This window comes from Bacteroides sp. HF-162 (assembly GCF_015679285.1).
GTDB lineage: Bacteria > Bacteroidota > Bacteroidia > Bacteroidales > Bacteroidaceae > Bacteroides > Bacteroides uniformis.
The window spans coordinates 2,737,686-2,760,102 of record NZ_CP064937.1 but is presented as its reverse complement, the minus strand read 5'-3'; the positions used below and the strand labels follow the sequence as shown (position 1 = coordinate 2,760,102).

Annotated in this window: 19 protein-coding genes and 1 pseudogene; 2 read left to right on the top strand and 18 right to left on the bottom strand. The window is 47.5% G+C overall.

Going from position 1 to position 22,417, the window contains the following annotated elements; translation table 11 throughout:
- The first annotated feature begins 43 nt into the window (after positions 1 to 43).
- Together ITJ87_RS11255 and ITJ87_RS11250 are read left to right on the top strand one after the other, a co-directional pair.
- Positions 44 to 1,000: a D-2-hydroxyacid dehydrogenase gene (locus ITJ87_RS11255; protein WP_117964449.1), complete on the top strand. Its 957-nt coding sequence runs from the start codon at positions 44 to 46 to the stop codon at positions 998 to 1,000.
- Between the two features lie 100 nt (positions 1,001 to 1,100).
- Positions 1,101 to 2,183: an endonuclease/exonuclease/phosphatase family protein gene (locus ITJ87_RS11250; RefSeq protein WP_196096224.1), complete on the top strand. Its 1,083-nt coding sequence runs from the start codon at positions 1,101 to 1,103 to the stop codon at positions 2,181 to 2,183.
- Positions 2,184 to 2,282: 99 nt separating this feature from the next.
- Here the strand turns inward: ITJ87_RS11250 and ITJ87_RS11245 are convergent, their stop codons facing one another.
- The 18 genes and pseudogenes from ITJ87_RS11245 to ITJ87_RS11160 form a co-directional block, all read right to left on the bottom strand.
- Entirely contained in the window at positions 2,283 to 5,684 is a 3,402-nt protein-coding gene (locus ITJ87_RS11245) for a TonB-dependent receptor (RefSeq protein ID WP_117964451.1), read from the bottom strand.
- A 108-nt stretch (positions 5,685 to 5,792) separates the two neighbouring features.
- Complete coding sequence (locus ITJ87_RS11240; protein ID WP_117964499.1) at positions 5,793 to 8,069, bottom strand: PAS domain-containing sensor histidine kinase; 2,277 nt, start codon at positions 8,067 to 8,069, stop codon at positions 5,793 to 5,795.
- A gap of 192 nt (positions 8,070 to 8,261) precedes the next feature.
- Entirely contained in the window at positions 8,262 to 9,581 is a 1,320-nt protein-coding gene (gene nhaA / locus ITJ87_RS11235) for a Na+/H+ antiporter NhaA (RefSeq protein WP_117964452.1), read from the bottom strand.
- A 39-nt stretch (positions 9,582 to 9,620) separates the two neighbouring features.
- The gene (gene lepA, locus ITJ87_RS11230) at positions 9,621 to 11,402 is read right to left on the bottom strand and encodes a translation elongation factor 4 (RefSeq protein ID WP_117600558.1); all 1,782 of its coding nucleotides are present in this window, start codon (positions 11,400 to 11,402) and stop codon (positions 9,621 to 9,623) included.
- 124 nt (positions 11,403 to 11,526) lie between these two features.
- Entirely contained in the window at positions 11,527 to 11,727 is a 201-nt protein-coding gene (locus tag ITJ87_RS11225) for a winged helix-turn-helix domain-containing protein (protein ID WP_005828272.1), read from the bottom strand.
- 150 nt (positions 11,728 to 11,877) lie between these two features.
- The gene (locus ITJ87_RS11220) at positions 11,878 to 12,348 is read right to left on the bottom strand and encodes a C-GCAxxG-C-C family protein (RefSeq protein ID WP_034532774.1); all 471 of its coding nucleotides are present in this window, start codon (positions 12,346 to 12,348) and stop codon (positions 11,878 to 11,880) included.
- On the bottom strand, positions 12,348 to 13,112 hold the full coding sequence (locus ITJ87_RS11215; protein WP_061411850.1) for an exodeoxyribonuclease III: 765 nt from the start codon (positions 13,110 to 13,112) through the stop codon (positions 12,348 to 12,350). Before ITJ87_RS11215 ends, ITJ87_RS11220 begins: the two co-directional genes overlap by 1 nt.
- A gap of 32 nt (positions 13,113 to 13,144) precedes the next feature.
- Positions 13,145 to 14,410, bottom strand: a complete 1,266-nt coding sequence (locus ITJ87_RS11210; RefSeq protein WP_008663224.1) for an Nramp family divalent metal transporter — start codon at positions 14,408 to 14,410, stop codon at positions 13,145 to 13,147.
- A gap of 126 nt (positions 14,411 to 14,536) precedes the next feature.
- Positions 14,537 to 14,782 (bottom strand): TIGR03905 family TSCPD domain-containing protein, encoded by a 246-nt coding sequence (locus tag ITJ87_RS11205; RefSeq protein WP_005828266.1) that lies wholly within the window; start codon positions 14,780 to 14,782, stop codon positions 14,537 to 14,539.
- Positions 14,782 to 15,519 (bottom strand): YebC/PmpR family DNA-binding transcriptional regulator, encoded by a 738-nt coding sequence (locus tag ITJ87_RS11200; protein ID WP_005828265.1) that lies wholly within the window; start codon positions 15,517 to 15,519, stop codon positions 14,782 to 14,784. Before ITJ87_RS11200 ends, ITJ87_RS11205 begins: the two co-directional genes overlap by 1 nt.
- Positions 15,520 to 15,564: 45 nt before the next feature.
- Positions 15,565 to 18,027 carry a phenylalanine--tRNA ligase subunit beta gene (gene pheT / locus ITJ87_RS11195; RefSeq protein WP_117974664.1) on the bottom strand — a complete coding sequence of 821 codons (2,463 nt, stop codon included), beginning with the start codon at positions 18,025 to 18,027 and terminating at the stop codon, positions 15,565 to 15,567.
- A gap of 152 nt (positions 18,028 to 18,179) precedes the next feature.
- Positions 18,180 to 18,275 carry a smalltalk protein gene (locus ITJ87_RS11190; protein WP_005828262.1) on the bottom strand — a complete coding sequence of 32 codons (96 nt, stop codon included), beginning with the start codon at positions 18,273 to 18,275 and terminating at the stop codon, positions 18,180 to 18,182.
- A 32-nt stretch (positions 18,276 to 18,307) separates the two neighbouring features.
- Positions 18,308 to 18,808 (bottom strand): HU family DNA-binding protein, encoded by a 501-nt coding sequence (locus tag ITJ87_RS11185; RefSeq protein WP_016273556.1) that lies wholly within the window; start codon positions 18,806 to 18,808, stop codon positions 18,308 to 18,310.
- 187 nt (positions 18,809 to 18,995) lie between these two features.
- Positions 18,996 to 19,226, bottom strand: a pseudogene (locus ITJ87_RS11180) (hypothetical protein); the annotation flags it as partial.
- Positions 19,227 to 19,282: 56 nt separating this feature from the next.
- Positions 19,283 to 20,533, bottom strand: a complete 1,251-nt coding sequence (locus ITJ87_RS11175) for a DegT/DnrJ/EryC1/StrS aminotransferase family protein (RefSeq protein ID WP_117964454.1) — start codon at positions 20,531 to 20,533, stop codon at positions 19,283 to 19,285.
- A 106-nt stretch (positions 20,534 to 20,639) separates the two neighbouring features.
- On the bottom strand, positions 20,640 to 21,227 hold the full coding sequence (locus ITJ87_RS11170; protein WP_117964455.1) for an MBL fold metallo-hydrolase: 588 nt from the start codon (positions 21,225 to 21,227) through the stop codon (positions 20,640 to 20,642).
- A gap of 1 nt (position 21,228) precedes the next feature.
- Complete coding sequence (locus tag ITJ87_RS11165) at positions 21,229 to 21,840, bottom strand: sugar transferase (RefSeq protein WP_117964456.1); 612 nt, start codon at positions 21,838 to 21,840, stop codon at positions 21,229 to 21,231.
- Positions 21,841 to 21,852: 12 nt separating this feature from the next.
- The gene (locus ITJ87_RS11160) at positions 21,853 to 22,278 is read right to left on the bottom strand and encodes a DapH/DapD/GlmU-related protein (protein ID WP_181980941.1); all 426 of its coding nucleotides are present in this window, start codon (positions 22,276 to 22,278) and stop codon (positions 21,853 to 21,855) included.
- Positions 22,279 to 22,417: the final 139 nt, after the last annotated feature.

The following is a 22,417-nucleotide window of genomic DNA, read 5'->3' as shown; positions in this document are numbered from 1 at the left end:
ACTCGGATACAGAAAATCCCCACAACAAATAACTTATAACTCCATGAATATAGTAGTATTAGACGGCTATGCCGCCAACCCCGGCGACCTTTGCTGGGACGAATTGCAAGCCTTGGGCGAGTGCACCATCTACGACCGCACCGCCCCTGCGGAAGTATTGGAACGCGCCGCTGGTGCAGAAATCCTGCTGACCAACAAAACCGTGCTCACCGCTGAGCACATGGCGGCACTGCCCGAACTGAAATACATCGGTGTGCTGGCTACCGGATACAACATCGTAGACACCGCCGCTGCCAAAGAACGCGGCATCATTGTCACCAATATTCCCGCCTACAGCACCGACTCCGTTGCCCAGATGGTCTTTGCCCATATTCTGAACATCACCCAGCAAGTGCAACACCACTCTGAAGAGGTGCACCGAGGCCGCTGGACAGCAAGCAAGGACTTCTGCTTCTGGGACACGCCGCTCATCGAACTGCGCGAAAAAAAGCTCGGAATCGTAGGCCTGGGGCACACCGGCTTCACCACCGCCCGCATCGCCATCGGCTTCGGTATGAAGGTATGTGCCTACACCTCCAAGACCAACTTCCAGCTTCCTCCCGAAATCCGCAAGATGGAGCTGGACGAGTTGTTCCGCGAATGTGACATCATCAGCCTGCACTGTCCCCTCACCGACTCCACCCGCGAGATGGTGAATGCAGAACGGCTCCGGCTGATGAAGCCCACCGCCATCCTCATCAATACCGGACGCGGCCCGCTCATCAACGAACAAGACCTTGCCAATGCACTTAACAACGGCACCATCTATGCCGCCGGCGTAGACGTACTCTCGCAGGAGCCTCCCCGTGCCGACAATCCATTGCTCTCTGCCCGTAACTGCTACATCACTCCGCACATTGCCTGGGCAAGCACGGCCGCGCGCGAACGCCTCATGCTGATTATGCTCGAAAACATCAAAGCCTACCAAGACGGCAAGCCGGTGAACGTAGTGAATAAATAACAGACATTACAGCATCTCTTCGCTGTATATCCCGGTGGAAGAGATGCTGTAACAAGCTCTGTATGGCAGGGTACCATAACAAAACAAACAAGCAAACAACATGGGAAAGTCCGTCGTAAAAGGTCTGTTCTACATCTGCCTGATAGCAGCAACATTCGTTTTGGCCACCATCACCATAGTGGCAGCCTTCTCAGGAAACGTGGCTCCGGTCGATTCCGCCATCATGCCATTACTGGGGCTGGCAGTGCCCGTACTCCTGATTGTCAATCTGATAACGGCACTCTGCTGGGCATTGGCCCATAAGCGCTGGGCACTGGTTCCGCTGGCGGCATTCTTCTGCAACTGGGGATATCTGACGTCTGTCTTCCAGCTCCACCTGCCGAAAGACAAAACCCCGGCAGGCAAGTATCTGAAGATAGCCACCTACAACATACACAACTTTGGAGGTGAGATTACCGGTTATTCCTGCAAGAAGATAGCCCGGTACATGCAGCAGGAGGGCGTGGATGTGCTGTGCTTCCAGGAGTTCGGAGACAACAGCGACTTCCCCACGGACAGCATACGGCGCATACTCTCGCATTGGTCACACGCGCTCATCCCTTCCGAAGACTCCAAGGGCGTACTGCCTATCGCCGTATTCAGCCGCTATCCATTGGCGAACCACCGTTTCATCACTTACCAGCGCAGCTCCAACTGTAGCATGATGTGCGATGTAGTGATGGATACGGATACCATACGTCTAATAAACAACCACCTGCAGACCACCAGCGTCAGCCAGAAGCGCAGGAAGTGGGAACGCGAGCTGGCCACCGACGACACCCGCCGCGAAGTCCAGGCAGCCAAAGATGCCGCAGGCACCCTGCACGAAAACTTCATGAAGCGGGCCACGCAGACTTACGTCATCAGCCACTACGCCAAGACCAGCCCCTATCCCGTGCTGCTATGCGGCGACTTCAACTCAATACCTTCCTCCTACACCTACCATCATTTGAGGAAAACCCTCAAAGACGGATTCCGCACTGCCGGAAACGGATACATGTACACCTACCGCTATGCCAAACGCATGTTGCGTATTGACTACATCTTCCACTCCCCCAGCCTGAAGGGTATTGCATACTACTCTCCAGACCTGGATTTGTGCAGCGACCACAATCCTGTGATTATGGAGGTTGAAATACAATAAAGTAAAGAAAGCCAAAAACAATAAGGGCTGTCCCGGAAATCCCGGAACAGCCCTTGCCTTATCATATTCCGCCATTCAGCGGAGGTTATCTGCACCCGATTAATTGAACACGTAACGGATACCGACTTGCAACTTCCAGCATTCGCTGTAGTTCTGATAGGTGTCGTAAGTCTTGGTAGGATATTCACCGTTCACCTTATACATGGAGAATACCGGAGTCAGATCAGTGACGCTCTTCACCCCTTCATACTTCAGGATTCGGTTGCTGTTGGAAACGGTGTTGGTCTTGGAGATACCCCATTTGGAGTTAATAAGATTACCCACGTTCATGATGTCGAAACTCAACTGGAAGCAATGCTTGGTCTTGCCAATCTTGAATTCAAAATCCTCCAGCAGACGGAAGTCAAAGCGGTGCACCCACGGAGCACGGGCAGCATAAGCCTCGGCATACTGTCCTTTGTGATTCTTCAGGTACGAATCCTGCTCTACGAATTTCCAGAAAGCAACGCGGTCTTCCTCTGTCTTGAAGTTGATTTCACTATCATCTTTCGGAATATACATCAGGTCGTTGTTGATGCCGTCGCCGTTCATGTCGTTGGTGTAGCAGAAGCTGTAACCGCCGGAAGAATAACCGGAATAGAACAGATTCAGGTGTGTGCCGCGAAGCAGGCCTTTGTGTCTGAAGGGAATGTAGTAGCCCACAGAAGCAATCACCTTGTCGGGAACCACATACTGTGAACGTTGTGCATCCACATAATTGGAACCGTCAATCGTGTTCAGTCCCTGCCAAGTAGAGATGGGGTCGCTGCCCGGAAGACCGGAAACTTCTTTGGACTCCGTGTGCGTATAGGCCAGCATCAGCATCAGGTCGTCCACCGGCTGGGCATTCACCGTGATGTTTGCCGTATAACCGTAACCTTTGGAAGTATTGTCGAGCACCACGGCATTCTTGCCATTGTAATGCACGAAGTCGCCTGCATATTTCACATTCTTGTCGGGATTGTCATAAAGAGAATAAGAGTACACCATACGGTTATCCGCACCATTGAAACGTTGCATACCCGTATGCAGCAGTTCCGTAGTTGTCACCTCTTTTCCATCAGCGCCCTTGACGGTGGTCAGCTTATTGTACTTCCATTCGTCGGGGTTCTTGATGTTGATATTGTTGATGGTAACGGCATTCACATTCTTTGTAAACATGAACTCTCCCGTCACGGTCAAGGGGAAAGATACGGGTACCTGATAGTCCACCGCGATAGACGACTTCCACACCTGCGGCATCTTGAAGTCCTGAGCCACACCGGAAATCTTGCTTCCCGCCACGTGTTTCTCAATCGTGGTGGGGAGGTTGAACTTGTCGATTATCTGGTTCATGTCCGTAATCATGCCACCTGCCAACTGATCCAGACGGGAATCGTGGCCCACCACTTTTCCATTGTCATATTGGGTCTTAAAGGTAACGGAGTTCTGTACCATAGAAGCATTGGTCGGCATATTGGTGAAGAAAACCAACGGCAGACGTCCCGTAAACACACCCGTACCTCCACGTACTTTCAGCGACTTGTCCTTGAACACATCCCAAACGAAACCTACACGGGGAGAAATCTGCCATCTGGAATCCGGCCACTTGCCGGTGTCGATGTGCTGCCCGTCGAAGTCAAGCTCATAGATGGCATCGTTTCTCTGGAGGTCGTCGTTGTCGAACATCAAGTTGTCGAAACGGATACCGTAGGTCAGTTTCAGACTGTTGCCGAGATTCCATTCATCTTGGGCATAGAAGCCAAGCTGGTTGAAGGTAACCTGGGCATTGGGGTTAGCCACGCCGTTGAAACCATAAGTCAAAGCGAATGATTCGGGAGCTGCGCCACTCAGGAAATCTTCCAGACTGTTGTAGCGATAGTATCCCGTACCGTTACGCATATAGGCGTTATTGGCAAACTGGTGCTCGTAGCTAAGGCCTGCCGTCAGCTTGTGGTTACCGGTGAAGAAAGTGAAGTTATCGGTAATGTTCGTAATCTTGTTCTTCACACCATTGTTGTAAGTGAACAGCTCGTAACCGGCGCTCATATACGGTTCCAGAATCTGGTTTCCATTCTCGTCCTTGCCTGCCATGATGTCAATGAAGGGGAAAGGAGAAGAATTGGTGCCGCGCATGTCCTCAATATTGGTGTAGGTAAACAGCAACTGATTGGAAATCTTATCGGTGAAACGACTATTCAAATCTGCCGCCCAAGACTGCACCTTGTTGTCCATAGAATACATGCTGTTGGCAAACGCCATAGACTGCGTACCTACGCGGTAAGTATTGTTCAAACGATATCCCGTATCGGAAGAGTTACCGTTCGGGGCATTCCAAGCCGTATTCTTCGTATTGTTGTAGCGGAGACTCAAGCGATGGCGGTCCGTAATGTTCCAGTCGATGCGGGCCAGCAGCTTGGTGTTCTCCTCGTCGGCAGGGAAATTGGTGTAGGAGCCTGCATCATAGCCGTATTTGTCCTTCAGATGGTTGTACACCTTCTCCATGTCCGACTTCAGTGTACGGGACACCATACCTTTCGCATCTTCGCCGTCCTCGCGCGCGCGATACTTTATAACCTCTCCCGGAGTCTTCTCTTTTTCGTAGTTCACAAAGAAGAACAACTTGTTCTTGATGATGGGACCACCCAGCGTAAAGCCGTAGGTGGTCTTGGACTCATCGGAACGTGCTCCCAGATCCTCGCCGTTGATGCGGTTACCACGCATGTCCTGGTTGCGGTAATAGGTATAGGCAGTACCTCTGAATGTGTTCGTACCGCTCTTGGTGATGGCATTGATGCCACCGCCGATGAAGTTCGTCTGGCGTACGTCGAACGGGGCGACAACTACCTGCACTTCTTCGATGGCATCCATCGAGATGGGATTGCCGCCGCCGGGAAGGTTGGAACTCAGTCCAAAGTTGTTGTTGAAGTTGGCACCGTCGATGGTGAAGTTCGTGGAACGTCCGTCACCTCCGGCAAAGCTCATGCCATTGGCGTAGGGAGAAAGGCGGGCGATGTCGCTGATACTACGGTTCACGGTAGGGAGCTGCGTTATCTGTGCAGAAGAGATGTTGGTAGTGGCACCTGTCTTTTCGGCGGTGAACTTGGTCTTGGCCGCCGTCACAATCACTTCGTTCAGCAGCTCAGAAGATTCGCTCATCTCTACGTTCAGGTTATACACCTCGCCCAGTTGGAGAGTGATGTCCTTATAAATAACTGTCTGATAGCCGATATAGGAAATCTCCACCCGATAGGGACCACCGGTGCGCATACCCTGGATGGAATAGCGTCCATCGACATTGGTCACAGTTCCGTAGCGCGAACCGGAAGGCTGGTGCACCGCCTGAACAGTGGCACCAATAATGGGCTCATTACTTGCATCCGTCACCTTACCCGCCATAGAAGCTGTGGTGACCTGCGCATCTACACCCACGGTGGCCAGTAACAGCAGCACCGTCAGTATAATTCTTACTCTCTTTAACATAATGTCTTTTAAATTAGTTTCTTAAAACGTTATATTTCTTAAAACATTGGCAAAGATACGCAAAATTATATATAAAGGCATTACAACGCGATTACATTTTTTAAGGATTTATTCAATACAAGGCAGTACCACTGTGAAACGGCTTCCACGGCCTTCCTCGGACTGGAGTTCGATGCGTCCTCCCATCTTTTCGACAATGAGCACACAGATGGACAAGCCCAGCCCGACGCCTTGGGAAAACTCGCTGCGCTTGTAGAAACGCTCGAAAATCATCTTCTGCTCGCTGTGCGGAATGCCTATGCCGGTGTCTTCCACATAAAGATGTACCTCGCTCATGCCGGACGGACAGCAATACCCCAGCCGGATGCTGCCTCCTTTCGTAAACTTGTTGGCATTGTTCAGGAAGTTGGTGAGTACCTGTGTCAGTCGCATGGGGTCTACATTCACCTGCACATCTTCGGGAGGGAAATCCTTGAGGAACTGCAACGGCGGCCGGATAAGCAGGCTATGCGTCTGATAGACGTCATCGAGCAACCGGCACACGCTCTCCCGCTGAAAGGTGAACGAGAGGTTACCCGACTCGATGCGCGACAGTTCCAGCACATCGCCCACCAGCTTCAGCAGCAGTTTGGTATTGGTGTTGATAATGTCCACAAACTCCTGCCGCTCTTCGTTTGAAAACTCCGGCTCATTGGCCAGCATATCCGAGAAGCCGACAATGGCATTGAGCGGAGTGCGGATCTCGTGGCTCATGTTGTTGAGGAACGACTGTTTCAGTTCGGCCTGCTCCGCCAGCTCGCGGGATTCTATCAGCTCCTGCTCGTGGTCTTTCAGTTCCTGGATATTCTGCAGCAATCCGGCTATGATGGGTGCGTGTCCGGGGGTGTGGATGGTATTGTAGCTGAACTCCCACCACTGGAACTCACCGGTGAAGTTACAGCGATACTGCCCCTTGTGGTGCGTGCGTTCATGCCTTGCCGCTATGTTCTTGCGGAAGGCGGGTAAGTCGTCGGGATGGATGTAGGGAGTGATTTCATCGAGCAGAAGACGGCCGGGGCGATGATGAATAAGCTCGCAAAACTGCGAGTCGCAGGACACGGAATCTCCCTCCAGTCGCCAGGCGTAGGTAGAATTTCCTTCGATGGCCAGGCAGAGGGTCTCATGCTCGTAGAGGAGGTTTCGCAATGCCTCACGCTTGCGCCTGCGTTCGCGCAGCAGGCTGAAGGAGAGCAAGACTATTACCGTCAGCACGAAGACTGCGCCCAAGATGGAACCGATAAGTATAGGATAGCGGTAGCGCTCCGAAAAAGGAATATACATCACAGTGTACTCCACCGGGATACTCTCGAGCGGGATACCATACTTCTGCAGCACATGCCAGTTCAGCACGTACTGCTTGGCGCATTCCGTCACCTGCTGCCGGGGCATCCGTCCTTCAAGACGTTCCTTGATACCGGTAGCCATGTATCTTATCTGGCTTTCCAGTGGAGTGAAATATCCTCCCAGCAAGTAGTCGGCAAAGCCGAAGCCCTCGTTGATGGTCTGAAACGTGGGATTGTCGAAAAGCATGCCCACACGTTTGGTGGTATAGTCTCGCTTGGTGTAGAGCAGCAACGTATTGTCGCCGCGTCCCAACCACATCAGATGGCGTATCGCTATGGAGTCGCTCGTCATGCGCACAATCTTCGTGGTGTCCAGCAACACGTCTATGTTCTGCCGTTTCAGTATAGGGCTGATAGTCTCCCTCTCGCGCACACGGTGATAGGAGGAACCGGCAAAGTAAGCACCCTCTGTAGAGGTCACGATGGCGAACCCCTGCCCACGACACTGCTCATTCAACGCATGCCATATCTTGCGGTCCAGAAACACTTGTCCGTTCATCAGGCAGATGCGCGACTTGCCCATGATACTCTCTATCATACGTATGGTACGCAAGTAATCGGGCGTGTCGGCATAGCCCGTGATGTTGGGGTATTGCAGGAGCAGGGATATGTTGGGATAGTTCACACCGCTGAACACAACGGGTATTTCATGCGCCAACGGGTGTCTGCATGCCATCAGCGCATAGGCAGCCTGGTCGTCGAGCACGGCTATCAACTCGGCTCCCCAGGCAGAGAGGTCGTCCACGAAACCAGCCATACGGAGGTTTTCTGCCTCCTCCATGTAGCGGTCGCAATCCAGATAGTATTCGCGTACATCGCAGTCCAAGCCGAGAAGACTGAACTCTCTTTGCAACAGTTCCAAAGCCTTCGCAGCAGGTGGATAGCCCGGCTCGAAAGAGTGTATCAGCGCAATACGCCGCGTCTCCGCATGGGCAGGGTATGCACACACGAGGCAGAGAGAAAGAATCAATATGTATCCGGCAACTGCCTTTATGTGCTTCATATCCGGAAGGTCCTTTTCGACTTGTATCAGCAAAGATACGAATGTTTTTTAAGAATAATGGGCTATTTCTTCTGTTTCTGTAACAGAGAATACGTTTTCTTAAATCATTGACACATGCCAACTTATCTTTCAAAGGATTTACTGAATATCCCTAAAGAACCGATTCTTCGTCCAGTATTCCAAAGTGGAGATCTATTTGTTCTTAACCTTCGGCAACACCGCATTCAGTACCATATATCCCAACATACCGGCAACAATCGTTCCCAGCAATACACCAAACTTCGCCTGGTTCAGCAGATCCGGATATTCTCCTGCAAAAGAAAGGTTGGCAATAAATAAAGATACCGTAAAACCAATCCCCCCCAACAAGGATACTCCGGCAACACTTCTCCAATTCATTCCCGGAGGCATCGAGGACAAACCACTCTTGACCGCCAGCCAGGTGAATAGAAAAATACCGATAAACTTGCCAAGAAGCAATCCTGCAGCCACCGCTATACTAACAGCTCCAACAACGCCACCGCCTCCACTGAACACCACACCAGCATTGGCAAAAGCAAAGAGCGGCAGTATCACAAAGTTTACCGTACCATGCAAATTGTCTTCCAAGGATTGCAAAGGACTAATCACATAATCAGAAGCGCGTTCTACTTGTTTTAGAGTGGCAATCTGCTCATTGGTCAATATAATATTATCCGATTTGGAAACCGGAAAATCACCGATGATATCGCGGATACGCTTAATGTATTTCCCGGCATCCAAACGGGGACGGGCCGGTATTACAAAGGCCAGTATCACTCCGGAAATAGTGCTGTGAATGCCCGACTGAAGGAACAAATACCAAATAATCAGCCCGATAAGCAGGAAGAATATCTTCTGTGTCATACCGAATTTCCCCATATAGTAAAGGAAGAAATAAAGGACAGCAGCTACAATAAGATATCCGTATGCCACTTCGGAACTATAGAAAATGGCAATAACCAGAATGCCGCCAATATCATCGACCACTGCAAATGCCGTCAGGAAAATTTTCAGACTCAAAGGCACCCGTTTACCCAGCAGACTGAGTACACCCAATGAAAAAGCAATATCCGTAGCCATCGGTATAGCCATACCGCGCGTTTCCGGAGTGCCCTGAACGACCAGAAGTGAATAGACAATGACCGGCACCAGCATACCGCCACACGCCGCTACAAAAGGTAAAGAGGCTTTACGAAAGGAAGAAAGTTCACCCACCAGCAGTTCCCGCTTTATCTCCAACCCCACAGCCAGAAAGAAAACAGTCATCAGGCAGTCGTTTATAAACTCAATCATTTTCAACGGATGACCGCCATGGGAGAACAAGTTGAAGTCTCCGATACGCAGATGCAGTTCCTGCAAAAGAAAGCCCTGATACAGCGGAGCCATCGGCGAATTAGCAATAACGGCCGCCAAAATAGCCATCAAAAACAGCAAGATGCTCGCCGCTATATTCAGCGACGAGAAGTTTTTCACAGTACGCAAAATAATCATAAAGAAGTATATTTGATTTAAGATTTCATCCTTTCGACATCAATCCAGCTTCAAGACTGCAAGGAACGCTTTCTGAGGTACTTCCACATTACCAATCTGTTTCATACGCTTCTTACCTCTCTTCTGTTTCTCAAGCAATTTTCGTTTACGGCTCACGTCACCTCCATAACATTTGGCCGTTACGTCCTTACGCACAGCCTTAATCGTTTCCCGGGAAATAATCTTGGCACCGATAGCAGCCTGAATGGCGATATCGAACTGCTGTCTCGGAATCAGGTCTTTCAACTTTTCGCACATCCGGCGTCCCAATTCGTAGGCATTGTCAAAGTGTGTCAAGGTAGAAAGAGCATCCACCGGCTCACCGTTCAGCAAAATATCCAGCTTCACCAGTTTGGAAGGACGAAAACCGTTGGGATGATAGTCAAAAGAGGCATATCCCTTAGAGATACTCTTCAATTTATCATAGAAATCGATAACTATTTCGCCAAGAGGCATGTCATAGTATATTTCTACACGGTTACCTGAAATATATTCCTGCTTCACCAGCTCGCCACGCTTGCCCAGACAAAGAGTCATGATAGGGCCGATGTAATCAGTGGCGGTAATCACCGAGGCACGGATATAGGGCTCCTCAATACGGTCTATCATGGTAGGGTCGGGCATGCTGCCGGGGTTATGCACTTCAGTCATATTTCCCTGCTTGTCATAGATATTGTAGGAAACGTTGGGCACGGTGGTGATAACGTTCATGTCAAATTCACGGTCAAGGCGTTCCTGCACAATCTCCATATGGAGCAGCCCAAGGAAACCGCAACGGAAACCAAAGCCCAAAGCTAATGAAGACTCAGGCTGGAAAGTCAGCGAAGCATCATTCAACTGCAACTTCTCCAAAGAAGAACGCAAGTCCTCGAAATCTTCTGCCTCGATGGGGTACACACCGGCAAAAACCATCGGCTTCACCTCCTCAAAACCGGCGATGGCCTCTTCGCAAGGACGGGCAATATGCGTAATCGTATCGCCTACTTTCACTTCCTTAGAGGTTTTGATACCCGAGATGATATAGCCCACATCCCCCGTACGCAACTCCGGACGTGGCATCATTTCCATTTTGAGCACTCCGATTTCATCCGCATCATATTCCTTGCCTGTATTGAAGAATTTCACTTTATCCCCTTTACGAATCACACCGTTCACTATCTTGAAATATGCAATGATACCACGGAAAGAATTGAAGACAGAATCGAAAATCAACGCCTGCAACGGAGCTTCCTCGTCACCCTCCGGATGAGGGATACGCTCAATGACCGCAGCCAGAATCTCTTCCACTCCCATGCCTGTTTTGCCGGAAGCACGGATAATCTCATCACGCTTGCAACCCAACAGTTCGACGATCTCATCCTCCACTTCCTCGGGCATGGCGCTTGCCATGTCACATTTGTTGATGACGGGAATAATCTCCAAATCATGCTCAATCGCCATATAGAGGTTTGAAATGGTCTGCGCCTGCACTCCTTGCGAAGCATCTACAATAAGCAAGGCTCCTTCACAAGCGGCGATGGAACGTGACACCTCGTACGAGAAGTCAACGTGTCCCGGAGTGTCTATCAAGTTCAGAATATACTTTTCGCCTTTATATGTATACTCCATTTGTATGGCATGGCTCTTGATGGTGATACCTCTTTCCTTCTCAAGGTCCATGTCATCCAGCATCTGTCCGTTAGTTACTTGTATAGTATTGGTAAATTCCAGCAGACGGTCTGCCAAAGTTGATTTACCGTGGTCGATATGGGCAATAATGCAAAAATTTCGTATATTCTTCATTGTCAATAACTATCTATTAATTGGGTGCGCAAAGATAGTGAAAACAGAGCAAATAAAAAAAATGCGTTGATAACATATTCATGTACCAACGCATCTTTTTATAACATTCCAATCAATTCCTCGCTTAGTTCAGCTTTACAAACAATTCGCCTTCCACTTCAGAAGTAGAGACCTTGTCTTCTCTTAACAACCAGCCCAATCCCAGGAAGAAGTCCTTGTCGATCAGTTTAGTTGCTTTCTTGATTTGCTTGTGAGTCAAGCCATCTGTGCCATTCAGTGCAGTCCAAATCTGTCCTGCAACATTACCAGCTTTTTCTTTTAACATTTCTATTTGCTTTTAGTTAAACGTTATCCTCATCTCCAAAGATAGAGATGTCGGTGTTTTTATATCGCTGCAAAGATAGGTATATTTATGTTATACAACACGTTATTAGGCACTTTTTTTCTTACTAAGAGGTAAAAAAGTTCTTTTTTCTTACTTTGAGGACGTTTTTTCCAGGTATTCGGTCCAAATTTGGGCAGCTACCTCTACCATCCTGGCACACGGGCGTTTAGCATAATACTGCTCGGTACGGGCTTCCGGAACGGACGAACCTTCCGGTTTTCTCAACCCCAACAATTCAGCACATATCAAAGAGCCGTTTCGTTTCTTGAATTCAGCAGCCAGCTCCTGCACCAACGCATAGTTTGCCGCCTTACCTTCACGGTCCTTGCCTTCCACAGCTCCTTTTTCCAATCCGGCCAATAGGAACATGCCGCATGCAGCACCGCATGTCTGCCTCATACGACCTATGCCACCACCAAAAGAGGCGGACATCCGGAAAGCCTGCTCTTCTGTAAAACCATACATATCTGCAAAAGCTCCCACTACCGATTGCGAACAGTTATAGCCACTCTTGAAAAGCTCCACAGCTTTTTCGATTCTGTCTTTTGTTTCCATCATCATTATTCTGTAATTTCCAACAACATCGGACAATGGTCCGAATGAACAACGTCACCCAATATTCTCGCCTCCTTCAACATCGGACGCACCGGTTCACTCACCATGCAATAATCAATGCGCCACCCTTTGTTCTTGGCACGTGAATTAAAGCGATAGCTCCACCACGTATATTCCTGCTTGTCGGGATGAAGCCAACGGAAGGAATCTATGAATCCCGCATTGAGAAAGCGCGTCATCCACTCCCGCTCTTCAGGCAGGAAGCCACTGTTGGTGGCATTCCTGATAGGGTCGTGAATGTCTATTGCCTCATGGCAGATATTATAATCGCCGCAAAGAATGAGTTTAGGACGCGTACGTTCCAGCTCCAATACATATTCCTGGAATTTCTCCAACCAGACCATCTTAAAGGCCTGGCGTTCATCACCGCTAGTACCGGAAGGATGATAAACACTCACAACGGACACATCGCCGAAGTCGGCACGGATAAAGCGCCCTTCGTTATCGTATTCTTCAATACCCATACCATATTCCACATGGTCCGGTTCTTGCTTGCTCAGAATAGCGACTCCGCTATACCCCTTCTTCTGTGCAGAATATAGGTAATGCTTATACCCCAAAGAATCCAGCGCCTCTGCCGGATACTGTTCCGGTTGCAACTTTGTTTCCTGCAAACAAAGCACATCCGGCTGCTCTTGTGCCAGCCACTCGGGAAAACCTTTTGTCACGGCAGCCCTCAGCCCATTTACGTTATATGTAATAATCTTCATACTACTTATTTGATTTCTTAAAAATGAATTATTCAAGATGTCAACTCGGATACCAGCAGCATGATATTCAGCACAGTGACCACCGCAGCAATGGCATAAAGTACAAATGTACTCCATTTGCTGTTTACATACTGCCCCATCACTTTGCGCGAAGAAGTCAATCCTACTTGCAGGAAAACCGTGAACGGCAGCTGGATGCTCAGTATCATCTGTGAAATCAGCAGTCCTTTGAACGGGTCTCCGATAAAGAAAATCAGCAGCAGTGCAATGCCCAGCGACAGAATCACACCCACCTGCGAGTGACTATCTTTGATATGATAGGATTCTCCGAAAATACCGGCAAAGATAGAACCTGCCGCCATACCGCTGGTTATCGTAGAAGATATACCCGCCATCAGTAATGCCAATGCAAAAACCACGGCAGCACTGCTCCCCAGCAACGGCTCCAGCAAGGATTTGGCCTGCTGCAACTCTTCCACCTGAATACCGCTTTTAAAGAAAGTTGCCGCTGCCAGCAGTATCATGGCACTGTTGATGGCCCATCCCACAATCATAGAGAACAGCGTGTCGAACAATTCATATTTCAACACCTTACGGATGGACGCATCATCTTTCTTATTATATTCATGGCTCTGTATCACTTCCGAGTGCAGAAACAGATTATGCGGCATCACCACCGCACCGAGCACACTCATGATAATCAGCATGCTCCCATGCGGGAATGAAGGTGTCACCCACCCTTGTGCGGCCAGCGGCCAATCTATCTTCACCAGAAACAGCTCATAGATAAAGGAGAGCCCGATGACCGAAACAAAAGCAATGATGGAACGTTCTATCTTCTTGTAGGAATTAGTGAAAAGCATGACGACTACAAATACGGTAGTCAAGATAGAGCCCCATATGATGGGAATGTCAAACAGCATCTGCAAAGCGATGGCACCTCCCAATATCTCTGCCAACGAAGTCGAGATGGAAGCCAATACCGCTGTGCCCAATATGGGACGCGACACCCAGGAAGGAGTATATTTGGTAGCGGCTTCGGACAAGCACAAGCCGGTTACAATTCCCAGATGCGCCACATTATGCTGCAATACAATCAGCATGATAGTGGATAAAGTCACGACCCACAGCAATGAATAGCCAAATTCAGACCCTGCCGCAAAATTAGATGCCCAATTCCCCGGGTCAATAAAGCCCACAGTCACCAGCAGTCCGGGACCTATATATTTAAAAACGTCCAGACCGCCCAGATAGCGTTTGTGGTCTCTTCGTTTCAAGTCTTTAAAAATATTCTTCATTGTGTCTGTTCAATTAAGAGCGTAAAAATACTCAAATAATAACAAATACCTCCATGTTAGGTTCAAAAAAAGCCCCTGGCATCTTTCAATGTCAGGGGCTCTCATCCATTCTTTCAGGCAGGAGGCTCAATACCCCATCTCGTGCAATGCCTTGCACAATTGGTCGGGGCAGGAAGTGGAACGTCTTCCGCAGCGAATTCCTTCCAAACGAGCAATCACCGCATCTACCGGCATGCCTTTCACCAAACGTGAAAGTCCTTGCAGGTTTCCATTACATCCACCCCAAAATGCCACTTCTTTCACAATACCATCTTCCACATCCAGTTCGATGTTACTGCTACACGTACCTTGCGTCTTGTATGTATATGTCATTATTCTCCGCCTTCTTCCGGTTTCATGTTAGTATAAACCGTCTGTACATCATCAAACTCTTCGAGACGCTCTATCATCTTGTCGATGGTTTCGCGTTGCTCGGGAGTCACATCCTTCATATCGTTCGGGATATAGGTAAACTCACCGCCGACATCTTCAAAACCGCACTCTTCCAAATGTTTCTGGATAGCTGCATAGCTTTTCGGATCACCATAAATAGTGATAGTACCTTCTTCTTCATCCTCTTCGTAGTCTTCCTCTACGTCATAGTCTATCAAGTCAAGAATGAGTTCCTCCATATCAATACCGTCTTTCTTCTTGAAAGTGAACACGCACTTGTGATCAAACAAGAAAGCCAGTGAACCCATTGTTCCCAAGTTACCGCCGAACTTGTTGAACACGGAACGCACATCGGCTACTGTACGGGTAGTATTATCAGTCAGCGTATCCACAAAAACAGCTACACCGTGAGGACCGTATCCTTCATAAGTCATACCCTTATAGTCGCTCTGGTCCTTACCCATCGCATTCTTGATAGCACGTTCAATATTATCCTTCGGCATGTTTTCACGCTTACAAGTAGCGATTACCGAACGCAGTGTCGGGTTGTTTTCCGGCTCCGGACCACCGGCCTTCACCGCAATAGCAATTTGTTTACCCAGTCTTGTAAAGGTCTTTGCCATGTGACCCCATCTTTTCAATTTGGCAGCTTTTCTATATTCAAACGCTCTTCCCATTGGAACTGTATTTTAAATTATGAATTATAAATTCTGAATAATGAATCAACGCAGCTTGGCATTCAACTTGTCCTCCAGGTTCTTCACTAGTTTGGACATAATCTTGTCAATCTGCTTATCGTTCAACGTGGCATTCTCATCCTGCAGCAGGAAGCTCACCGCGTAACTCTTCTTACCGGCTTCCAGATTCTTACCCTCATAAACGTCGAAGAGAGAAACCTCCTTCAGCAGCTTTTTCTCCGTCTCGTAGGCAATCTTCTCGATTTCCGCAAATTGCACTTTCTTGTCGAGCAGTAACGCCAAGTCGCGTTTCACGGCAGGGAACTTGGAGATTTCCGTATAGCTCACCTTCACATTGCGGATGGCCTTCAGCAATTCTTTCCAGTTGAAATCGGCATAGTAAACCTCGTTGTCAATATCGAATGCCTTCAGCAGCTTCTTTGTTACAATACCGAAAGTAGCCAACCGCTTTCCCCCCCTTGTCTGTACGGATAAACCGGCAGCATAGATGTCATCAGTCAGATTGCCGACAACCAAATCATGCATGTGCAGCCCCAATCTGGCAAAGACATTCTCAACGTATGCCTTCAGCTCATATACCGAGCTGTTCTCATCCGGATGAGCCCATGAGTTGGTCACCCTCTTGCCAGTCACCCACAAACCAAGATGATAGTCTTCGGAATAAGCGGCAAGCACTTTCTCCGGATTCTTCTTTTCCTCGTTGAAGTGATAACAATTACCGAATTCAAAGAATTTCAGGTCTGCATTCTTACGGTTGGCGTTGTGCGAGATGCTTTCCAATCCACCGAAAAGCAGTGTCTGACGCATGGCATTCAAGTCTGCACTCAACGGATTCAGCAACATTACCAGATTCTTTGACGGATAAGACTCCAAGTTGTCATAGTAAGCGGCACGGGTCAACGAGTTGTTCAGAATCTCATTAAAACCACAGCCCACCAGCTGCTCGGCAACCAGGTTCTGCAGTTTGTTGGATTTATCATATTCACCCTTGGTAGTCAGACAAGACTTCAAGGTAGTCGGAATCTCCACATTATTATATCCGTAGATACGCAGGATATCCTCTATTACATCGCAATCGCGCTGCACGTCCACACGGTAAGGAGGAACATCCAGTGTAAGCCCTTCGGCTGTCTCGTCTACAATCTTCATTTCCAGACTTGTCACGATGCTCTTGATGGTATCCACCGGAATAACTTTGCCAATCAGTGAGTTCACTTTCTCATAGGCAAGTTCCACACGGAAATCCTTGGCAGGAGCGGCGCACACATCTTTTATTTCAGAAGAAATGGTACCTCCGGCAAGTTCCTTTACCATCAAAGCAGCCAGCTTCAGGCAGTAAATAGTGGCATTCGGGTCAATACCTCTTTCAAAACGGAAAGAAGCATCTGTGTTCAATCCATGACGACGGGCTGTCTTGCGTACCCATGTCGGATGGAAGTAGGCACTTTCAAAGAACACATCCTTGGTGGTTTCCGTAGAACCGGAATCCAGACCGCCGAACACACCGGCAATACACATCGCCTCTTCCTTGTTGCAAATCATCAGGTCGCGTTCGTTCAATTTACGTTCCACGCCATCAAGAGTTACAAACGGAGTACCTTCCGGCATGGTCTTTACAATCACCTCACCGCCTTTAATCTTATCCGCATCGAAGCAGTGCAGCGGCTGGCCGAAAGCATGGACGATATAGTTGGTAATATCCACCACATTATTGATAGGACGCAGACCGATAATACGCAACTTGTTCTGCAACCATTCGGGGCTTTCTTTCACTGTAACCCCTTTCACCGTAATGCCGGCATATCGGGGACATGCCTCGCTGTTCTCTACAGTTACTTTAATATCCAAATCGTGATTTTCTACCGCAAAAGCGTCTACCGAAGGTTTCTTTAAAGTAGCCGGCTTACCGTTCTGTATCAAGTAGGCATACAAGTCACGTGCCACCCCATAATGTGAGCAAGCATCGGCACGGTTGGGAGTGATGTCCACTTCCAGCACGTAATCGCTCTTGATGTTATAGTAGTCCTTGGCAAGCGTACCCGGAACAGCTGTCTCCGGCAGTACGATGATGCCTGCGTGGTCCGTACCGATACCGATTTCATCCTCAGCACAAATCATGCCGACAGATTCCACGCCACGAAGTTTTGATTTCTTGATGGTAAAGCATTCGTCACCGTCATACAGTTTTGTACCCAACGTGGCTACTACCACTTTCTGTCCGGCAGCTACATTCGGAGCGCCGCATACAATCTGCACGGGTTCACCTTGTCCCAGGTTCACCGTAGTGACGTGCATATGGTCTGAGTTAGGATGAGCTTCGCATGTCAGCACTTCGCCGATGACCAGTCCTTCCAGTCCGCCTTTAATGGTTTGCACCTCTTCCACACTTCCCGTTTCCAGTCCGATGGAGGTCAGTGCCGCAGCAACTTCATCCGGTGTCAAATCGAAATCGACATACTCTTTCAACCAATTATAAGAGATATTCATATCATTATATTTTTATTGTTTCCAAAAGTGACCTGCAAAGGTAATAAGATTTTTTGGTTGGCAGGGAATTATAAATGAAGAAAATAACAAAAAGGCGATGAAGTGCTTTTCCTTCACCGCCTTTCTCCTAATATTCTATATAAATCTACAATTTATACATTCATTGCATTGGCGCCTAAAGCTCCCAATATGGCGGAAGCAACAGCTATCACTACCTTCAAAATCTTGTCCCAAACGTTCTTTTTCATAGTCTTAATCTTTCAAAATTAGTAAATCCATCTTATCCTAACGGGTTCTCTCCCTGGTCACCGTCGGAACCGCCACCGGAATTACCACCATCACCGGCATCATCCTTACCATCAGTAACCACTCCCGTCCATTTCTCAAACTCCACACCCTGGAGCAGGGCACGCGTAGTGCCGATGGCAGCCGGGCGCGTGTATTCCGGAGTAAACTGGCAGCGCAAAGCAGTCACCTGATTGGGATTCACGTCTTCAGATTTGGCCACTCCCTTACCTCGCGTACGGGCCTTCATGGTGAATGTGCCCAGGCCATCCAGACGCACCGTACGGCTGTTCAGCAACTGGCTCCTCATTACCGTCATCAGGTTACGGATTACATTATGTACGTCACCCGGAGTCAGGGAAGACTTCTCGGCAATCACCTCAGCCAGCTGTTGTGCATCCACGGCTCTTCCCACTTTCTTCAAACTCAGATGCCAAAGTTTGGCACCCTCTTTTGTCGCCAGAGACGACTGTCTTGCATAATAAAATAAAGGCATAGTTTCTTTCTCCTTTTTACATTTTTAATTCAACATGGTTTTTAATCTCGTTTTGTTGATCAACAATGCAAAGGTGAGGATATATTTGCCTGTAAACAAAGAAAACAGCCTCGCTGAAGCTGTTTTCTGAGATAAGTTCATAAAGTATTGATTTACAAGCTGACAGATTAGGCAAGCCAACTTAATCAAGATATCCTACGATGATGATTGCCTGTACTGCCATATAGGTCAAAGATACTATGACATGGGGAATCTTCAGCTCATTCGCCATAATCTGATAAGATGTTTGCGATGCGGTAGTCCGATATTCTCATGAAGCATCAGGCGGTGAATATTTGGCACGCTTGCAGAAATTGAAGAAGCAGAAGACTAGAACGGAACAGACAACGGTATAGATGAAATCCGCATTGACAAACGTATTGGCAACCGACAGCGTTGTCAAGGTCGTAGTTAAAAAAGCTGTATTTTCATCTATTATTTTACTATGGCCTCTTTTATACACTCCACGATATAATATACATCTTCATCAGTCACCCACGGCCCGGCAGGAAGGCACATACCGATTTTAAAAATAGCTTCGGATACCCCATTGATATAAGCCGGAGCATCCTTATAGACCGGCTGCTTGTGCATCGGTTTCCAAACCGGGCGTGCCTCTATTTTTTTGCCAAGCATAAAAGCACGCAAAGCCTCCACATTCTCGTTGGGCTGGCAATCTGTTGTAGCACAATCTACGGCATGAATCACACCTGCAGCACCACCTACGGCAGTCCTGACAACATCCTTATAAGCATTTTCCTGCCCTTTGATGCGAAGTGAAGAATCCAGAGTGATTGTACAAAGCCAGAAATTAGAGTCATAATCAGCCGAAGGAGCTTCATGCAGCAATACCCCCTCCACATCCTTAAGCAGTTCCTTATAGAGAGCCTGCACATGTCGGTGATGTGCAATATGCTTATCGGCAACGGTCATTTGACCACGACCAATACCTGCACATATATTACTCATGCGATAGTTATACCCTATCGCCTCATGCTGGTAATAAGGATAAGCCTCACGAGCCTGCGTGGCATACCACATGATTTGATTCTTGCTTTCGGCATCTTTACAAATCAACGCACCACCGCCACTGGTAGTAATCATCTTGTTACCGTTAAAGCTCAGCACCCCGAACTTGCCGAACGTCCCCAGTACCTGTCCCTTAAAACGGGAGCCAAAACCTTCGGCAGCATCTTCCACCACTGGAATAGCATACCTATCGGCTATCTCCATGATACGTGTACAGTCATAGGGCATGCCGTACAATGCCACAGGAACAATAGCTTTTGGCTTTTTTCCAGTCTTGGCAATGCGGTCCTTGATGGCTTCTTCCAACAGTTCCGGAGACATGTTCCAAGTTTCTTTCTCAGAATCCACAAATACCGGAACAGCCCCCAGATAAGTGACCGGATGCGAAGACGCACAGAATGTGAAGCTTTGTACAATCACTTCGTCACCCTGTCCCACTCCGCAAGCCAACAGAGCCAAATGTACTGCCGCCGTACCGGCCGAAAGTGCCACCACTTCCTTGCCTTCGCCTACAAAACGTTTCAAATCCTCTTCAAAAGCATTCACATTAGGACCAAGAGGAACCACCCAGTTCGTTTCGAAGGCTTCTTTTACATATTTCTGTTCAATACCCTCCTCGCTCATATGGGCAAGGCAAAGATAAATAGTTTTATCCATAAATATATATGTGATTATTTAATGATCAAACTTCGGATTCCTCACATAGTGGGGAATAAAAAGAAAGGAAACGGCTTTATAAATCCTTTCCAGATATCGGAATAATTTACTCATAAATGTTTCCATGACCGGGATACAGACTGCAATCCTTTGTTAATTCCATGATACGTTCTTTCGAGATCCGTGCATCTTCCCTATCGCTATTAGGGAATGAGGCAATGACTTTAACACCCGGGATATATGAATCACCCGAGAAAACATTGTTCTCGACTTTATAGGTAAGGCAACTTTTATCATGTCCGGGAGTTTCAAACACTTCCACGAAAATTCCCGGAAATATTTCCACTTTATCATTCTCATGTAAAACCGTCACATTATCTCCCATCCATATTACAGGATCATTGTGATAACGGGAAAAATTAAGTTTATCCGAACCTAAAGCCTCCTTACCGAAAGAGGAAGTGTAAACTATGCAATCAGGATACAATCGTAATAAATCTTTTATACCATAAATATGGTCGTAATGAGTATGAGTCAGAAACAAGGCTTGTACCGTTCCGCACTTTTCCTGAACACACTGCTTTATAGGAGCAATATCCCCAATATCTATCAATACATGCCAATCTTTCCCCTCAACAGACAGTATATAAGCATTGGAGGTGAAAACAGAATTGACAATCTGATGGATGTTCATTTCAGTTATGACCGTTGAAAGCCTCAGTGGTAGCATTACCTTCCTTATTGATCCCTTCTCTAACGAACACTTTCTTTATGGTTAGCATAATAATCTTCACGTCCAGCCAGAAAGAAATATGATCCACGTACCACACATCCAGTTCAAACTTACGTTTCCAACTGATATCATTCCGTCCGTTTACCTGTGCCCACCCCGTAATTCCTGGACGTACTTCATGGCGACGGAACTGTTCCTCTGAATATAAAGGAAGATACTTCGGCAATAAAGGACGGGGGCCAACCAATGCCATATCCCCCTTTAATACATTAATTAATTGTGGCAATTCATCTATGGAAAGAGAACGGACTATTTTACCAATCTTTGTCAGGCGTTCAGCATCCGGCAACAAGTATCCTCCAGAATCCCGCTCATCTGTCATTGTCTTAAACTTTATGGCTTTGAATATCCGGGCATTTTTTCCAGGGCGATCCTGGGTGAAAAAGACACCGGCACCCTTATTGGTGAAATGGAGGAAAATTATCAGAAGAAGTAATATGGGCCAGATAACTGCCAAAACAAAGAAAGCAACAATAAAATCAATCGTACGTTTTAAAAAGCAAGAATATAGCATAACATTCGTTAATCAATTCATTAATATTTTTCCATTTTGAACATTTACATTCTCTTTCAATATCTTTGCAGGATTTCCTGCTGCAATACAATTCGAATGAATATTTTTTGTAACCACGCTACCCCCCCCTATAACCACTTGATTACCAACAGATAAGCCTGGCATAATTATTGATCGAACTCCTATCACACAATTTTTACCAATATATGTATCAGCTTTCAAACTTCTACAATGATCATGTGCCAATATCATAGCACCAGAAAGCACCCAAGTATTATCCCCAATATGGATACCTTTAGGGTTAACTGACTTATCTAAATGAGCTTTCCATGAAATTCTGCAATTTTTACCTATATCCATTCCGTATCTCCAACGGAGATAACGAGGATATAAATCAACTAAAATCCCCCATACTTTACTCCTAATATTCATAATCATAATATTTTTAACGATTTAACTACGGGATTCTCTAACAGAAAGACCATGTCCCTCCAGTCTATCCGGTAGGCGAACTCGTTACCTTCGCCATCTTTAATTATCCGCATAAACTGATAGCTCGCAACAAACTTTTTCTCGA

What these genes read in the sequence shown, in the direction of transcription:
- ITJ87_RS11255 (WP_117964449.1), top strand. Translation starts at nt 44, where the DNA reads ATGAATATAGTAGTATTAGACGGCTATGCCGCCAACCCCGGCGACCTT.
- ITJ87_RS11250 (WP_196096224.1), top strand. Translation starts at nt 1,101, where the DNA reads ATGGGAAAGTCCGTCGTAAAAGGTCTGTTCTACATCTGCCTGATAGCA.
- ITJ87_RS11245 (WP_117964451.1), bottom strand. Translation starts at nt 5,684, where the DNA reads ATGTTAAAGAGAGTAAGAATTATACTGACGGTGCTGCTGTTACTGGCC.
- ITJ87_RS11240 (WP_117964499.1), bottom strand. Translation starts at nt 8,069, where the DNA reads ATGAAGCACATAAAGGCAGTTGCCGGATACATATTGATTCTTTCTCTC.
- nhaA (WP_117964452.1), bottom strand. Translation starts at nt 9,581, where the DNA reads ATGATTATTTTGCGTACTGTGAAAAACTTCTCGTCGCTGAATATAGCG.
- lepA (WP_117600558.1), bottom strand. Translation starts at nt 11,402, where the DNA reads ATGAAGAATATACGAAATTTTTGCATTATTGCCCATATCGACCACGGT.
- ITJ87_RS11225 (WP_005828272.1), bottom strand. Translation starts at nt 11,727, where the DNA reads ATGTTAAAAGAAAAAGCTGGTAATGTTGCAGGACAGATTTGGACTGCA.
- ITJ87_RS11220 (WP_034532774.1), bottom strand. Translation starts at nt 12,348, where the DNA reads ATGATGATGGAAACAAAAGACAGAATCGAAAAAGCTGTGGAGCTTTTC.
- ITJ87_RS11215 (WP_061411850.1), bottom strand. Translation starts at nt 13,112, where the DNA reads ATGAAGATTATTACATATAACGTAAATGGGCTGAGGGCTGCCGTGACA.
- ITJ87_RS11210 (WP_008663224.1), bottom strand. Translation starts at nt 14,410, where the DNA reads ATGAAGAATATTTTTAAAGACTTGAAACGAAGAGACCACAAACGCTAT.
- ITJ87_RS11205 (WP_005828266.1), bottom strand. Translation starts at nt 14,782, where the DNA reads ATGACATATACATACAAGACGCAAGGTACGTGTAGCAGTAACATCGAA.
- ITJ87_RS11200 (WP_005828265.1), bottom strand. Translation starts at nt 15,519, where the DNA reads ATGGGAAGAGCGTTTGAATATAGAAAAGCTGCCAAATTGAAAAGATGG.
- pheT (WP_117974664.1), bottom strand. Translation starts at nt 18,027, where the DNA reads ATGAATATCTCTTATAATTGGTTGAAAGAGTATGTCGATTTCGATTTG.
- ITJ87_RS11190 (WP_005828262.1), bottom strand. Translation starts at nt 18,275, where the DNA reads ATGAAAAAGAACGTTTGGGACAAGATTTTGAAGGTAGTGATAGCTGTT.
- ITJ87_RS11185 (WP_016273556.1), bottom strand. Translation starts at nt 18,808, where the DNA reads ATGCCTTTATTTTATTATGCAAGACAGTCGTCTCTGGCGACAAAAGAG.
- ITJ87_RS11175 (WP_117964454.1), bottom strand. Translation starts at nt 20,533, where the DNA reads ATGGATAAAACTATTTATCTTTGCCTTGCCCATATGAGCGAGGAGGGT.
- ITJ87_RS11170 (WP_117964455.1), bottom strand. Translation starts at nt 21,227, where the DNA reads ATGAACATCCATCAGATTGTCAATTCTGTTTTCACCTCCAATGCTTAT.
- ITJ87_RS11165 (WP_117964456.1), bottom strand. Translation starts at nt 21,840, where the DNA reads ATGCTATATTCTTGCTTTTTAAAACGTACGATTGATTTTATTGTTGCT.
- ITJ87_RS11160 (WP_181980941.1), bottom strand. Translation starts at nt 22,278, where the DNA reads ATGATTATGAATATTAGGAGTAAAGTATGGGGGATTTTAGTTGATTTA.